The sequence below is a fragment of the Pseudomonas sp. P97.38 genome, assembly GCF_001269745.1.
GTDB classification, from domain to species: Bacteria; Pseudomonadota; Gammaproteobacteria; order Pseudomonadales; family Pseudomonadaceae; genus Aquipseudomonas; species Aquipseudomonas chlororaphis_E.
Window position 1 is genome coordinate 19,446 of sequence record NZ_LHVJ01000017.1, and the last position, 13,518, is coordinate 32,963.

Sequence of the window (13,518 nt, forward strand, 5' to 3'; positions counted from 1 at the left end):
ATTAACGGTTTTCCATACTGGCTGCACGGGCATAGGGCAGCGCGCTTTCAGTACCCTTCAAGGCAGCTTGCTGGGCATGCTGACGCAGGTAGTTAGGCAGACGCTGGTCGTGCCAGCCAGGTTGGCCTTGCAGCACACCGTTGGTCATCGGACCTGCAGCTTCCGAACCTTCGCTGTAGCCGGCCAGCACTGCCGGGCCCTTGACCTGTGGAGCGGCCAAGCCAGGCTGGGTGGACTGCTGTGCCATTTGCACGCCGGCAATCTCATCCTGGTTGTACAGGCGCACACCGGCCAGTACGGCGACGGTGACCGAAGCGGCAACGGCCAGGCGACCCAGGCTGCGCCATGGTCCGCGAGAGGCTTTTGCCGGTACGGCTTCGTCAGCCAATGCAGAAGAAACGGCCGCAGCGATGTCCAGGCGCGGAAGCAGCAGGTCCTTGTGCATTACAGCCCGAGCGATCTGGTAACGAGCCCAGGTCTCACGGGTTTCAACATCGTCAAAGGCATTCAATACCCGACGCAATTCCAGTTCGTCCGCTTCGTTATCCATCACTGCGGACAGCGATTCCTGCAGGGCTTCACGACTCATGGCGTTCCTCTCTTGGCTATCGCCGCTGTCTTTAGTTTTCCTGCAACAACGGTTGCAGGGCTTTATCGATGGCCTCCCGAGCGCGGAAGATCCGGGAGCGCACGGTGCCCACCGGACATTGCATGACGCTCGCAATGTCCTCATAACTCAGACCGTCGAACTCGCGTAAAGTTAAAGCCGTACGCAAATCTTCGGGCAGTTGCTGGATGGTTCGGTGGACAGTGCCCTCGATCTCATCCCGCAGCAATGCGCGTTCCGGGGATTCGAGGTCCTTGAGGCCGTGATCGCCATCGTAGAACTCTGCATCTTCAGAACTTACATCGCTATCCGGCGGCCGGCGGCCGCGTGAAACCAGATAGTTTTTCGCCGTGTTGATGGCGATGCGGTAAAGCCACGTGTAGAACGCGCTGTCGCCGCGAAAATTACCAAGTGCACGGTAGGCCTTGATGAAGGCCTCCTGAGCAACATCCTGCGCTTCATGGGTGTCGTGCACGAACCGCACGATCAACCCGAGAATTTTGTGCTGGTATTTCAGCACTAGCAGATCGAAAGCTCGCTTGTCGCCGCGTTGTACGCGCTCAACCAGCTGCTGATCCTCTTCCTGGGTTAGCATGAACACTCCTCGATAAGCTCGAAGGAGGCTTGCATTACTAATTGTCCGGGCTTGCAAACATAGACTCGGGCTTTTCGCAAAAGTTCTCCCCCTTCCAAGCAAGTTTCCTGCGCGCTCTGATCTCGGCACGCACGAAAAACGCAGCACGAGATTCCCCGGCTGCGCGAATAATCTATCGCCGGGCCTGTCGGCAAGGACTCCAATCGAAATCCTGCACACCCAACGCTGCTCCCTTTTGCAGACAACCGTCTATTGAACGTAGGCGCCTGGCAAAAGTTCCCTCTATTTTATCGCGCTGTGAAGTAGACATTGGCCAACCGTGACGGGATAAACCACGCTCTGTCCTCGAAACGGCCGCCTTGTTGCCTGCCCATTCAAAACCGCGATCCGACGAAACGTGCCGCTGTTCTACCACACTGGTACCACATTGCCATGATTCGCCCGGCTATTGTGCCGGTCCCCCCCTCTATATACTAGTGGGCTGCGTGGCTGCGTGACCCGATGAAACGGCGTCCTGCGCCAACCCCGACCCGGGTCGCCTTGAGCGGAAACCATTCGAATGAGCCAACAGTTCCAACATGATGTTCTGGTAATCGGCAGCGGAGCCGCCGGTTTGAGCCTTGCCCTGACCTTGCCGGAGCATTTGCGCATTGCCGTGCTGAGCAAGGGCGACCTGGCCAACGGCTCGACATTCTGGGCCCAGGGCGGCGTCGCGGCCGTCCTGGACGATACCGATACCGTCGAGTCCCATGTCGACGACACCCTCAACGCCGGTGGCGGCCTATGTCATCCGGACGCAGTGCGCTTTACCGTCGAGCACAGCCGGGAAGCCATCCAGTGGCTGATCGACCAGGGCGTGCCATTTACCCGTGACGAGCATTCCGGCAACGAAGACGGCGGTTTCGAATTTCACCTGACCCGCGAAGGCGGTCACAGCCATCGACGGATCATCCACGCGGCCGATGCCACCGGCGCGGCGATCTTCAAGACATTGCTCGCCCAGGCCCGGCAGCGGCCGAACATCGAGTTGCTGGAGCAGCGCGTCGCGGTCGACCTGATTACCGAAAAGCGCCTGGGCCTGGAGGGTGATCGTTGCCTGGGCGCCTACGTGCTCAATCGCGGCACCGGCGAAGTCGACACCTACGGCGCGCGCTTCGTCATCCTGGCCTCCGGCGGGGCCGCGAAAGTCTACCTTTATACCAGCAACCCCGACGGCGCCTGCGGCGACGGCATCGCCATGGCATGGCGCTCGGGCTGCCGGGTGGCGAACCTGGAATTCAACCAGTTCCACCCAACCTGCCTTTACCACCCGCTGGCCAAGAGTTTCCTGGTGACCGAGGCCCTGCGTGGCGAAGGGGCACACCTGAAGCTGCCCAACGGTGAACGCTTCATGCAGCGCTTCGACCCGCGTGCCGAACTGGCGCCCCGGGACATCGTCGCCCGAGCCATCGACCATGAAATGAAGCGCCTGGGCATCGATTGCGTCTACCTGGACATCAGCCACAAGCCCGAAGCCTTCATCAAGAGCCATTTCCCGACCGTCTACGAGCGTTGCCTGGAGTTTTCCATCGACATCACCCGGCAACCGATCCCGGTGGTGCCGGCGGCGCACTACACCTGCGGCGGCGTGATGGTCGACCAGCAGGGCCGCACCGACGTGCCGGGCCTGTACGCCATTGGCGAAACCAGCTTCACCGGCCTGCACGGCGCCAACCGCATGGCCAGCAACTCGCTGCTGGAATGCTTCGTCTACGCCCGCTCGGCGGCGGCCGACATCCTGCAACAGTTGCCACAGGTCGCCATCCCTGCCGCCCTGCCCTCATGGGACGCCAGCCAGGTCACCGATTCGGACGAAGACGTGATCATTGCCCACAACTGGGACGAACTACGGCGTTTCATGTGGGACTACGTGGGGATCGTGCGCACCAACAAGCGCCTGCAACGGGCCCAGCACCGGGTGCGCCTGCTGCTGGATGAAATCGACGAGTTCTACAGCAACTACAAAGTCAGTCGCGACCTGATCGAGCTGCGCAACCTGGCCCAGGTGGCCGAACTGATGATCCGTTCGGCCATGGAGCGCAAGGAAAGCCGGGGACTGCACTACACCCTCGACTACCCGGATCTGCTGCCCGAGGCACTGGACACTATCCTGGTGCCGCCCACCTACGCCGACTGAACCTGAGCCGCACCCGCAGGCGCCGATGAGTATCCGGCGCCAGTGCGTCGCGCGGCACGCACAGCGAGCGGACCCGCCACTCGCCCCGCAGGCGAAAACGCAGCACGACGATCATCGGCAATGCCAGGCTGTCGGGGCGCAACTGCACCGCCCGCCAGCCGTGAGCCGGGCTCCACAGGTGCCAACCGGCAGCGTCATAACGCAGACCACTGAAGGCCTGTCGATGGGTCAACAAGAGCTGTCGCGGCAGGACCCAGGCGCCATGGGCCAGACACAGCACCACGCCAAGCGCTGCCAACGGGAAAGGGACCGACAGGAGAGACAACGAACCCAGGGCGACCGCCTGGGCCAGCAGGTAGGCCGCCAGCAGTTGCCTGGAGGCCTGCCAGCGGCATTCGAAGCGGTTACTTTGGCTGGACACGGTCCAGAATCATCCGAACCATGCGCTGCAGCTCTGGATCGTCGGATTCGCTACGTTCCATGAACCAGCCGAACATGTCCTGGTCCTCGCATTCGAGCAGGCGGACATAGCACGCGCGGTCCGTTTCATTGAGATGGGGATAGACCTCTTTCACGAACGGCACCAGCAACACGTCCAGCTCAAGCATGCCGCGACGGCTGTGCCAGTAGAGGCGATTCAGTTCAACATCTTCGACCATGGAGCGCTCCTCAAATAGAGCGCAAGTATACAGGCCCCGCCGTGGTGGAACAGACAGCATTGGTCGGCCACGACCGTTCCTTTGTGAACTACCCATTTCAAGGGCGCCCCCTTATGATGTCCACCAGACTTTTTACCCTGCGATGTCCCATGGCTGATTCCGCTTTTTTCTGCACCCTGTCCCACGAAGGCGTTCTCGCGGTCCGCGGCGTGGATGCCGGCAAATTCCTGCAAGGTCAATTGACCTGCAATCTCAACTACTTGAGCGACAACCGTGCCAGCCTCGGTGCCCGCTGCACCCAGAAAGGCCGGATGCAATCGAGCTTCCGCATTCTGCTCGAAGGCGACGGCGTGCTGATGGCGATGGCCAGCGAGCTGCTCGAGCCACAACTGGCGGACCTGAAAAAATACGCCGTGTTCTCCAAATCCAAGCTCACCGACGAAAGCCTGGCCTGGGTTCGCTTCGGCCTGGAAAACGCCGATGACGTGCTCGCCGGCCTGGGCCTCGAACTGCCGGCCGACACCGACAGTGTGGTTCGCCATGAGTCGCTGATCGCCGTGCGGGTTTCCCCCGGCCGCGCTGAACTCTGGGCCCGCGCCGAGCAGGCGCCAGCGCTCAGGAGCCAACTGGCCGCGGCACTCGCCGAGACAGACCTGAACCCGTGGCTACTGGGTCAGGTCCGCGCCGGTATCGGCCAGGTGATGCCGGCCACCCGTGAGCTGTTCATCCCGCAGATGCTCAACCTGCAAGCCGTTGGCGGCGTGAGTTTCAAGAAAGGTTGCTACACCGGCCAGGAAATCGTCGCCCGCATGCAGTACCTGGGCAAGCTCAAGCGGCGCCTGTATCGCCTGCAACTGGACGCCAGCGAACTGCCGGAACCGGGCACGGCGCTGTTTTCCCCGACCCACGGCAGCTCCATCGGCGAAGTGGTGATGGCTGCGCGAGCCGAGCAAAACATTGAACTGCTGGCGGTGTTGCAGGCCGAAGCAGCGGAGGATGGCAACCTGCACCTGGGCGCCCTGGAGGGCCCGACCCTGCAGTTGCTCGACTTGCCTTACGAGTTGGACCGCGACCGCGAGATCCAGCGCTGATCGCAGCCTTTGTCGCAACACCCTAGAGAACCGAAATGAGCGATTTGGCGGAGAAGGTCCAACGGGATTTGGTGGAGGCCATCGATAACGATGACCTGGTGTTGCCAACATTACCGGAAGTGGCCCTGCAGATTCGCCGGGCCGCTGAAGACCCGGAAATCAGCGTGAGCAACCTGAGCAAAGTGATCGGTCGCGACACGGCACTTTCGGCTCGCCTGATAAAAGTGGTCAACAGCCCGCTGCTTCGCGCCACCCAGGAAGTCACCGACCTGCACACGGCCATCACCCGGCTTGGCGTCAACTACAGCAGTAACCTGGCCATCGGCCTGGTCATGGAGCAGATTTTCCATGCCCGCTCCGAGGTGGTCGAACAGAAAATGCGTGAAGTCTGGCGCAAAAGCCTGGAGATCGCCGGTGTCAGCTATGCGCTGTGCCGCGGCTACACGCAGCTCAAACCCGACCAGGCGGCCCTCGGTGGGCTGGTGCACCAGATCGGCGTGCTGCCGATCCTGACGTACGCGCAAGACAACAACGAGTTGTTGTCCGATCCCGTCAGCCTCAACCATGTCATCGAGACGATTCATCCGGTGCTGGGGGACAAGTTGCTCAGTGTCTGGGAGTTTCCAGAAAGGCTGGTGAAACTGCCGGGCTTGTACCTGGATTTCACCCGGAATACCCGGCAGGTCGATTATGTCGACTTGGTGCAGGTCGCTGCGCTGTATTGCTACAGAGACACCGACCACCCTCTCGGCAAGATCGATGTGTTTGCGGTGCCGTCCTTCAAGAAGCTGGGCATCGACCTGGACAACAAGGATCGCTGCGCGCACATCGAAGAAGCGCGGTCGATGTTTTACTAGGCTCTGTCTGAAAAGCCTTGATACTCGTTCATGCTGCGTTGAAAATCGGCTCGGAATGCTCATTTACTCCAGTAAACTCCGCTTCCTCGCCGGTTTTCGCCTTGCCTGACCTTCGTCTCAAGACTTTTCAAACAGAGCCTAGCGAGCCGGGTGCGCCGAAGCGCACTGGAATCAGTCCGAGCCCGGTACAAAACTCACCCGCACCTTCAACCCCCGCTCCTGCCCATCGTGCAGGGTGATCTGCGCCAGGTGAGCGCGGCAGATCTCGCCGACGATCGCCAAACCCAGGCCCGAGCCGGCCACTTGCTGGTTGCGTCGATAGAAGCGCTCGAACACCCGATCGCGCTCGTGCAAGGGAATGCCAGGGCCGTCGTCCTCAACTTCCAGCACCGCCGGCGCGGTGACCCGCAGGATCACGTTGCCGCCCGATGGGGTATGCGCCAGTGCGTTGTCCACCAGGTTGCTCAGCAGCTCGTTGAGCAAGGTCGGCTCGCCCCGCAGCCACACCGGCTCATCGGCTTCCAGCGCCAACGCCACACCCCGGGCATGGGCCAGCGGCGCCATGGCCATGCCCAGCTCCCGGGCCAGCTGACTCATGTCGAGCAACTGCGCGCCGCCCTCGGCGATGGCGCGGGCGCCGTTTTCGACGCGGGCCATGGACAACAGCTGATTCGCCAGATGGGTCAAGCGGTCGGTGCCTTGGGCGGCGGTTTCCAAGGTTTCACGCCAGGTCGCCGGCTCACTGGCGCGCAAGCCCAGCTCCAGGCGGGCCTTGAGCGCGGCCAACGGTGTGCGCAGTTCATGGGCGGCATCGGCAATGAATTGCGCCTGGCGCTCGAACTGCCCGCGCAGCCGCTCGGTGAAGTGGTTGAGGGCCCGCACCAGGGGCCAGAGCTCATGCTGGACTTCCACCAGCGGCAGCGGGCGCAGATCGTCCGGCTGGCGCTCCTCCACCGCCGTACGCAAGCGCTCCAGTGGACGCAATGCGGCACTGACCGCAAACCACACCAGCAGCAACGCCCCCACGGCCAGCATCCCGAGGCGCAGCAGGGTGTCGGCCATCAGGCTGCGGGCCATGCTGACTCGCGCCTCTTCGGTCTCCGCGACGCGAATTTCCGCCATGCCGTTCATGTTCGGCTCGCTCACGGCTTTGAGCAGGCTCACCACCCGCACGTTCTGGCCCTGGTAACTGGCGTTGTAGAAGCGCGCCAGGGCCGGGTAATCGTCGGTGCGTGGCGTACCGGGCGGCGGGCCGGGAAGGTTTTCATAGCCAGAGATCAACTGCTTGTTGATGTCATTGACCTGATAATAAATGCGCCCGGCGCTGTCATAGGCGAAGGTGTCCAGGGCCACATAGGGCACGTCCGCGCTCAGGCTGCCATCGCGCTGGGAAAGCCCCGCGGCGATGGTTCGGGCCGAGGCCAGCAGCGTGCGGTCATAGGCGGTATCCGCGGCTTCACGACCGTTCCAGTAGGCGCTCAGGCCGCTGGCGAGCATCAGCACCACCAACAGCAATGCGAGGTTCCAGAGCAACCGCCAGCGCAGGCTGTCGGGCTTATGCATCGCGGTTTTCCAGCAGGTAGCCCAGGCCACGGAACGTCACGATGGCGACGGCATGGCCATCGAGTTTCTTACGCAGCCGGTGGACGTAGATCTCGATGGCATCCGCGCTGGCCTCCTCGTCCAGGCCAAACACCTGGGCGGCCAACTGCTCCTTGCTCATCACCCGCCCCGGCCGGGCGATCAACGCCTCCAGCACCGCCTGCTCGCGAGATGTCAGCGTCAGCAGTTCATCGTCGAGGGTAAAGCGGCGGGTGTCCAGGTCATACACCAGCCCACCACAGCGCTGTTGGCGTTCGCCGCCCAGGACGCTGCGCCGTAACAGCGCCTTGACCCGGGCCTCCAGTTCAGTCAGCTCAAAGGGCTTGGCCAGGTAATCGTCAGCCCCCAGGTTCAGGCCATGGACGCGATCCTTGACGTCGCTGCGGGCGGTTAGCATCAGCACCGGCAGGGTCTTGCCGCGAGCCCGCAGGCGCGCCAGCACTTCGAAACCGTCCATGCGCGGCAGCCCGACATCGAGGACGGCCACGGCGTACTCCTCGCTGCTCAAGGCCAGGTCTGCGGCCACGCCATCGTGCAGCACATCGACGGTCAAACCGGCGCTCTTGAGCGCCTGGGCAACGCTTTCGGCAAGCTGCAGATGGTCTTCGACGAGCAGAACACGCATGGGTTATTCCTCGATTCAGGGATGGCCGACGCCATTCTTTGGCGCGGAGTTTACAGCCGCAACGCCCACTGTGAAGCCAAAAAACAGTCTCAAAGGTATTGAAAGGTTAGCGAAAGGTTGGGCCGTTAGAGTCCGAGGACGGACAGTTTCGACTGCCGGTCGCGATGCCGATCGCGAACGAAAAACGCCTCGAAGCGTTTTCGCCGATAAGAACAATAAAAGCGGAGTGTTCACCATGCTGTCCATGCAGCGTCAGGCCACCGTGCCAGCCCACCTTTCCCGCTTCCAACAGACCGTCCTGGCCAGCTTCACTGCTGCCCGGCCTGCCGTTGTTCCATCGCGCCCCTCCCTGCCACGACCTGTGTCGGCCATCCTCGATGAGCAAGGCAAGGAGCCGGCATCGCCCCCTTCGTACCACACACAACAACAACTCCTGTGGAGACAATAATGAGCCTATCACTGCGTAAAGTCGTCCTGGCCGCCGGCTGCCTGATGTTCGCCGGGCAGTTGCTCGCCGAACCCAAGCGCCCCGAATGCATCGCACCGGCTTCCCCCGGCGGCGGTTTCGACCTGACGTGCAAGCTTGCGCAAAGCGCGCTGGTCAACCAGAAGCTGCTGACCAAGCCGATGCGCGTCACCTACATGCCCGGTGGCGTTGGCGCGGTGGCCTATAACGCCGTGGTCGCCCAGCGCCCGGCGGACGCCGGCACCCTGGTGGCCTGGTCCAGCGGCTCGTTGTTGAACCTGGCCCAGGGCAAGTTCGGTCGCTTCGACGAAAGCGCCGTGCGTTGGCTGGCCGCCGTCGGTACCAGCTATGGCGCCATCGCAGTGAAGAGTGATTCGCCCTACAAGACCCTCGATGACCTGGTACAAGCCCTGAAGAAAGATCCAGGCTCAGTGGTCATCGGCTCCGGCGGCACCGTCGGCAGCCAGGACTGGATGCAGACCGCACTCATCGCCAAGGCCGCCGGGATCAACCCTCGCGACCTGCGTTATGTGGCCCTCGAAGGCGGCGGTGAAATCGCTACTGCCCTGCTCGGCGGGCACATCCAGGTCGGCAGTACCGACATCTCCGACTCCATGCCCCATATCCAGAGCGGTGACATGCGCCTGCTGGCCGTGTTCGCCGAAAAACGCATCGACGAACCGGAAATGAAAGACATCCCGACCGCCAAGGAACAAGGCTACGACATCGTCTGGCCGGTGGTGCGCGGCTTCTACCTCGGGCCAAAGGTCAGCGACGAAGACTACGCCTGGTGGAAAGACGCCTTCGACAAGCTGCTGGCCTCCGAAGAGTTCGCCAAGCTGCGTGACCAGCGCGAGCTGTTCCCGTTCGCCATGACCGGCCAGGAACTGGACACCTACGTGAAAAAGCAAGTCGCCGATTACAAGGTGCTGGCCAAAGAGTTCGGCCTGATCCAGTAACCGTCTCTGTTCGCGCGGCGGCGTCGGCTCCCCCGGCGCTGCCCAGGAGTTAGTCATGCTCACCCTTCAACGTATTTTTGCCGCGGTGCTGTTGCTGGCCTGTATTGGCCTGGCACTGATGGCCTGGCCTTACCAGGCGGCTTTTTCTTATGAACCCGTTGGCCCACGAGCCTTTCCCCTGCTGATGCTTGGGCTGATGGGCCTGGCTTTGTTGTACATGCTGTTTCGTCCCGCACCGGTCGTACACAGCGACGAAGACCCGCAACTGGACCGCGAAACCCTGCAGAAAATCGGCATCTGCATAGCACTGCTGCTGGTGTTCGCCGGCACCTTCGAACCTTTGGGCTTCATCCTCGCCAGCATTTTGGTCGGAGTGCCGATGGCACGCCTGTATGGCGGCCGTTGGGTGCCGAGCGTGGTGATCATCAGCCTGATGGCCATTGGTCTGTATCTGTTGTTCGACAAGCTGATGGACGTCCCCCTGCCCCTCGGCCTGCTCGACGTCCTGGAGAATTGATATGGATACCCTGAATTATCTCGGCCAGGGTTTTGGCGTGGCACTGACGCCTTACAACCTCGTCACCGCATTGACCGGCACCTTGATCGGCACCGTGGTCGGTTTGTTGCCGGGTCTGGGCCCGATCAATGGCGTGGCACTGCTGATCCCGATTGCATTCGCCCTTGGGCTGCCGCCGGAGTCGGCGCTTATCCTGTTGGCCGCCGTGTACCTGGGTTGCGAATATGGCGGGCGCATCAGCTCGATCCTGCTCAACATCCCGGGCGAAGCCTCCACCGTGATGACCACCCTCGACGGCTACCCGATGGCGCGCCAAGGCCTGGCCGGAGTGGCGTTGTCACTGTCGGCGTGGAGTTCGTTCATCGGTGCGTTCATCGCCACCTGCGGCATGGTCCTGTTTGCCCCGCTGCTGGCCAAATGGGCAATTGCCTTCGGACCGGCGGAGTATTTCGTCCTGATGGTGTTCGCCATCGTCTGTCTGGGTGGCATGGCCGGCGACCGTCCCCTCAAAACGTTTATCGCAGCGCTGATCGGCCTGTTCCTGTCCAGTGTCGGGATCGATGCCAACAGCGGCGTGTACCGCTTCACCGGTGACAACATCCACCTGACCGACGGGATCCAGTTCGTCGTGCTGGTGCTCGGCCTGTTTTCCATCAGCGAGATCCTGTTGCTGTTGGAGAAAACCCACCGCGGCCAGGAAGCGGTGAAAGCCACCGGGCGGATGATGTTCAACTTCAAGGAAGCGGCATCGGTGTTTGTCGTGAACCTGCGTTGCGGCCTACTCGGTTTCATCATGGGCGTGTTGCCGGGCGCCGGCGCGACCCTCGCCAGTGCCGTGGCCTACATGACCGAGAAGCGCATCGCCGGTGCCAGCGGCACGTTCGGCCAGGGTGACAAGCGTGGTCTTGCCGCGCCGGAAACCGCCATCGGTGGCGCGGCCTGCGGTGCGCTGGTGCCGATGCTGACCCTCGGCGTTCCCGGTTCGGGCACCACGGCGGTGATGATCGGCGCGCTGTCGCTGTACAACATCACCCCTGGCCCGTTGCTGTTCCAGCAACAGCCGGACATCGTCTGGGGCCTGATCGCGTCGTTGTTCATCGCCAACGTCATGCTGGTGATCCTCAACATCCCGATGATCCGCGTGTTCACCCGCATCCTGGCGGTACCGAACTGGGCGCTGGTACCGGTCATCGCCATCATCACCGGCATCGGTGTCTATGCGGTGCACGCCACCACGTTCGACCTGTTCCTGATGATCGGCATCGGCATCTTCGGCTACATCCTGCGCAAACTGGACTTCCCGCTCTCACCGGTGCTGCTGGGCTTTATCCTGGGCGGCCTGATGGAGCAGAACCTGCGCCGTGCGTTGTCGATTTCCAACGGTGCACTGGAGATCCTCTGGTCGAGCCCGATCACCTTCGGTTGCTGGATCCTGACGGCGATCATGCTGTTCATGCCATTGTTGCGGATCTGGCGTCGTCGCGCCGCCCAACGACGTGCCCTGGCCAATGTCTGAGGCGACTTTCAGACAATGGTGGGGAACACCGCTGGTCGGCCTGGCCGGCGGTTACCTGGCCAGCCTGGTTGGCTGGCCCTTGCCCTGGATGGTCGGCTCGTTGCTGGCGATCATCCTGGTGCGCTGCCTGACCCCCTGGCAATTGAAGGAAATCCCCGGCGGCCGCAAATGCGGCCAATGGGTAGTGGGTATCGGAATCGGCCTGCACTTCACGCCCCTGGTGATGGAGCAGGTCCTGGGCCACTTCGGCCTGATTTTTTTTGGCGCGCTGATCACCAGCGTGTCCAGCGGGGTGAGTGTCTGGCTGATGCGCCGCACCGGCGAGGACCGCGCCACCGCTTTCTTTTCCAGCATGCCGGGCGGCTCCGGCGAAATGGTCAACCTCGGCGCCCGTAACGGCGCCGATCTGAGCCGCGTCGCCGCGGGCCAGAGCTTGCGGGTGCTGGTGGTGGTGCTGTGCGTGCCCGCAGCATTCAAGTACCTGTTGGGCGAAGGCTCCCCGGTACAACACGCCACGACCGTGGACTGGCTCTGGCTGGCGCTGCTGTTTCCAGCCGGCGCCCTGCTCGCCTGGATCTGGGAGCGCCTGCGCCAACCCAACCCGTGGCTGTTCGGGCCGCTGCTGGTGAGCGCGGCGGTGAGCATCGGCTGGGACCTGCACATCGGCTTGCCCCACGGCGCCAGCCAGATTGGCCAATGGCTGATCGGCAGCGGCCTGGGTTGTCATTTCAACCGACAGTTCTTCCGGCGGGCGCCGTCGTTCATGGGGCGCACCCTGATCGGCACCGTGTTGACGATGCTGATCGCCAGCCTGGCGGCCCTGGGCCTGAGCACACTGACCCACCTGGACCTGCGCTCACTGACCCTCGGCATGATGCCCGGCGGCATCGCGGAAATGAGCCTGACGGCGGAGACGCTGCAATTGTCGGTGCCGTTGGTGACGGCGTTGCAGGTCATGCGACTGTTGTTCGTGCTGTTTCTGGCAGAACCGTTGTTCCGTTACTGGATACGGCGCCAGGGGCAGGCCTGATTGCCAGCGGTGTTTTCTTCGCGAGCCTGCTGGCGAACAGGCCCCGAGGACGAACACTCAGACCGGCGGCAATCGCCAGTCGATCGGCGCCTCGCCGTGCTGTTCGAGGAACTTGTTGGTGCGGCTGAAATGCCCGCACCCCAGGAAACCCCGATACGCCGATAACGGCGACGGGTGCACTGAGGTCAGCACCAGGTGCTTGGTCGCGTCGATCAGTTTCTGCTTGCTTTGCGCATGGGCACCCCACAACAGGAACACCAGGTGCGGCTGGTGCTCGCTGACCACTTCGATGACCCGGTCGGTAAAATGCTGCCAGCCCTTGCCCGCGTGGGCGTTGGCATTGGCGCGCTCCACGGTCATGGTGGTGTTGAGCAGCAGCACCCCTTGGTCGGCCCAGCTTTGCAGGTAGCCATGGTTGGGAATGTCTATGTTCAGGTCGCGCTTCAACTCCTTGTAGATGTTCACCAGCGAAGGTGGCGTCGGCACGCCCGGCTGCACCGAGAAGCACAGGCCGTGGGCCTGGCCCGGGCCGTGATACGGGTCCTGGCCGAGGATGACCACCTTGACCTTGTCCAGCGGCGTGGAGTTGAGGGCGTTGAAGATCAGCGATGCCGGTGGGTAGATCTCCTTGCCGGCGGCGTACTCCCGACGCAGGAATTCGCGCAACTCTGCCATGTAGGGCTGGTCGAACTCGGCACGCAGTGCCTGCTTCCAGCTCGGTTCGAGTTTGATACGGTCATCAGCAGTCATGATTGCACCCGGTAGAAACAATGGGCGCACCCTAGGAAAGCCTACATGGCTTGTCAATTGATCTGACA

At 62.5% G+C, this 13,518-nt stretch carries 14 protein-coding genes; 7 read left to right on the forward strand and 7 right to left on the reverse strand.

Annotation, left to right across the window (positions count from 1 at the left end; genetic code table 11):
- Position 1: 1 nt before the first annotated feature.
- A complete protein-coding gene (locus AD664_RS13920) occupies positions 2-589 on the reverse strand; it encodes a sigma-E factor negative regulatory protein (protein ID WP_042732348.1) in 588 nt (195 codons plus the stop codon).
- Positions 590-620: 31 nt separating this feature from the next.
- Complete coding sequence (rpoE, locus tag AD664_RS13925) at positions 621-1,202, reverse strand: RNA polymerase sigma factor RpoE (protein WP_003172477.1); 582 nt, start codon at positions 1,200-1,202, stop codon at positions 621-623.
- Positions 1,203-1,761: 559 nt separating this feature from the next.
- On the opposite strand from rpoE, the gene nadB reads away from it, so the two are divergent.
- Positions 1,762-3,378 (forward strand): L-aspartate oxidase, encoded by a 1,617-nt coding sequence (gene nadB, locus AD664_RS13930; protein WP_053147315.1) that lies wholly within the window; start codon positions 1,762-1,764, stop codon positions 3,376-3,378.
- Here the strand turns inward: nadB and AD664_RS13935 are convergent.
- Both AD664_RS13935 and AD664_RS13940 read right to left on the reverse strand, forming a co-directional pair.
- Positions 3,347-3,799, reverse strand: coding sequence for a protein YgfX (locus tag AD664_RS13935; RefSeq protein WP_053147317.1), 453 nt, complete (start codon positions 3,797-3,799; stop codon positions 3,347-3,349). The two genes, nadB and AD664_RS13935, sit on opposite strands and share 32 nt — an antisense overlap.
- Positions 3,783-4,037: a succinate dehydrogenase assembly factor 2 gene (locus AD664_RS13940; RefSeq protein WP_042732111.1), complete on the reverse strand. Its 255-nt coding sequence runs from the start codon at positions 4,035-4,037 to the stop codon at positions 3,783-3,785. Before AD664_RS13940 ends, AD664_RS13935 begins: the two co-directional genes overlap by 17 nt.
- A gap of 149 nt (positions 4,038-4,186) precedes the next feature.
- Here AD664_RS13940 and AD664_RS13945 point away from each other — a divergent pair, with 149 nt between their 5' ends.
- Positions 4,187-5,128, forward strand: coding sequence for a folate-binding protein YgfZ (locus AD664_RS13945; protein ID WP_053147319.1), 942 nt, complete (start codon positions 4,187-4,189; stop codon positions 5,126-5,128).
- 35 nt (positions 5,129-5,163) lie between these two features.
- Positions 5,164-5,985, forward strand: coding sequence for an HDOD domain-containing protein (locus AD664_RS13950; protein ID WP_053147321.1), 822 nt, complete (start codon positions 5,164-5,166; stop codon positions 5,983-5,985).
- Between the two features lie 171 nt (positions 5,986-6,156).
- On the opposite strand, the gene AD664_RS13955 is transcribed toward AD664_RS13950, so the two are convergent.
- Positions 6,157-7,548 carry a sensor histidine kinase gene (locus AD664_RS13955; RefSeq protein WP_042732114.1) on the reverse strand — a complete coding sequence of 464 codons (1,392 nt, stop codon included), beginning with the start codon at positions 7,546-7,548 and terminating at the stop codon, positions 6,157-6,159.
- Positions 7,541-8,212, reverse strand: coding sequence for a response regulator (locus tag AD664_RS13960; protein WP_053147323.1), 672 nt, complete (start codon positions 8,210-8,212; stop codon positions 7,541-7,543). Before AD664_RS13960 ends, AD664_RS13955 begins: the two co-directional genes overlap by 8 nt.
- Before the next feature lie 447 nt (positions 8,213-8,659).
- Here AD664_RS13960 and AD664_RS13965 point away from each other — a divergent pair, with 447 nt between their 5' ends.
- The 4 genes from AD664_RS13965 to AD664_RS13980 are packed head-to-tail and all read left to right on the forward strand — an operon-like array spanning position 8,660 to position 12,700.
- Positions 8,660-9,637: a tripartite tricarboxylate transporter substrate binding protein gene (locus tag AD664_RS13965; protein ID WP_042732116.1), complete on the forward strand. Its 978-nt coding sequence runs from the start codon at positions 8,660-8,662 to the stop codon at positions 9,635-9,637.
- A gap of 55 nt (positions 9,638-9,692) precedes the next feature.
- A complete protein-coding gene (locus AD664_RS13970; protein WP_053147325.1) occupies positions 9,693-10,154 on the forward strand; it encodes a tripartite tricarboxylate transporter TctB family protein in 462 nt (153 codons plus the stop codon).
- Position 10,155: 1 nt separating this feature from the next.
- Complete coding sequence (locus AD664_RS13975) at positions 10,156-11,670, forward strand: tripartite tricarboxylate transporter permease (RefSeq protein ID WP_047739245.1); 1,515 nt, start codon at positions 10,156-10,158, stop codon at positions 11,668-11,670.
- Positions 11,663-12,700, forward strand: coding sequence for an AbrB family transcriptional regulator (locus tag AD664_RS13980; protein WP_053147327.1), 1,038 nt, complete (start codon positions 11,663-11,665; stop codon positions 12,698-12,700). The genes AD664_RS13975 and AD664_RS13980 overlap by 8 nt, the downstream gene beginning before the upstream one ends.
- 57 nt (positions 12,701-12,757) lie before the next feature.
- Here AD664_RS13980 and ung read toward each other — a convergent pair whose 3' ends face one another.
- Complete coding sequence (ung, locus tag AD664_RS13985) at positions 12,758-13,453, reverse strand: uracil-DNA glycosylase (protein WP_161796124.1); 696 nt, start codon at positions 13,451-13,453, stop codon at positions 12,758-12,760.
- Positions 13,454-13,518 lie beyond the last annotated feature (65 nt).

Excerpts from the sequence above, each read along its gene's own strand:
- AD664_RS13950 (WP_053147321.1), top strand. The coding sequence starts at position 5,164 with ATGAGCGATTTGGCGGAGAAGGTCCAACGGGATTTGGTGGAGGCCATC.
- AD664_RS13970 (WP_053147325.1), top strand. The coding sequence starts at position 9,693 with ATGCTCACCCTTCAACGTATTTTTGCCGCGGTGCTGTTGCTGGCCTGT.
- AD664_RS13975 (WP_047739245.1), top strand. The coding sequence starts at position 10,156 with ATGGATACCCTGAATTATCTCGGCCAGGGTTTTGGCGTGGCACTGACG.
- AD664_RS13960 (WP_053147323.1), bottom strand. The coding sequence starts at position 8,212 with ATGCGTGTTCTGCTCGTCGAAGACCATCTGCAGCTTGCCGAAAGCGTT.
- AD664_RS13980 (WP_053147327.1), top strand. The coding sequence starts at position 11,663 with ATGTCTGAGGCGACTTTCAGACAATGGTGGGGAACACCGCTGGTCGGC.
- AD664_RS13955 (WP_042732114.1), bottom strand. The coding sequence starts at position 7,548 with ATGCATAAGCCCGACAGCCTGCGCTGGCGGTTGCTCTGGAACCTCGCA.
- nadB (WP_053147315.1), top strand. The coding sequence starts at position 1,762 with ATGAGCCAACAGTTCCAACATGATGTTCTGGTAATCGGCAGCGGAGCC.
- AD664_RS13965 (WP_042732116.1), top strand. The coding sequence starts at position 8,660 with ATGAGCCTATCACTGCGTAAAGTCGTCCTGGCCGCCGGCTGCCTGATG.
- AD664_RS13940 (WP_042732111.1), bottom strand. The coding sequence starts at position 4,037 with ATGGTCGAAGATGTTGAACTGAATCGCCTCTACTGGCACAGCCGTCGC.
- rpoE (WP_003172477.1), bottom strand. The coding sequence starts at position 1,202 with ATGCTAACCCAGGAAGAGGATCAGCAGCTGGTTGAGCGCGTACAACGC.
- AD664_RS13920 (WP_042732348.1), bottom strand. The coding sequence starts at position 589 with ATGAGTCGTGAAGCCCTGCAGGAATCGCTGTCCGCAGTGATGGATAAC.
- AD664_RS13945 (WP_053147319.1), top strand. The coding sequence starts at position 4,187 with ATGGCTGATTCCGCTTTTTTCTGCACCCTGTCCCACGAAGGCGTTCTC.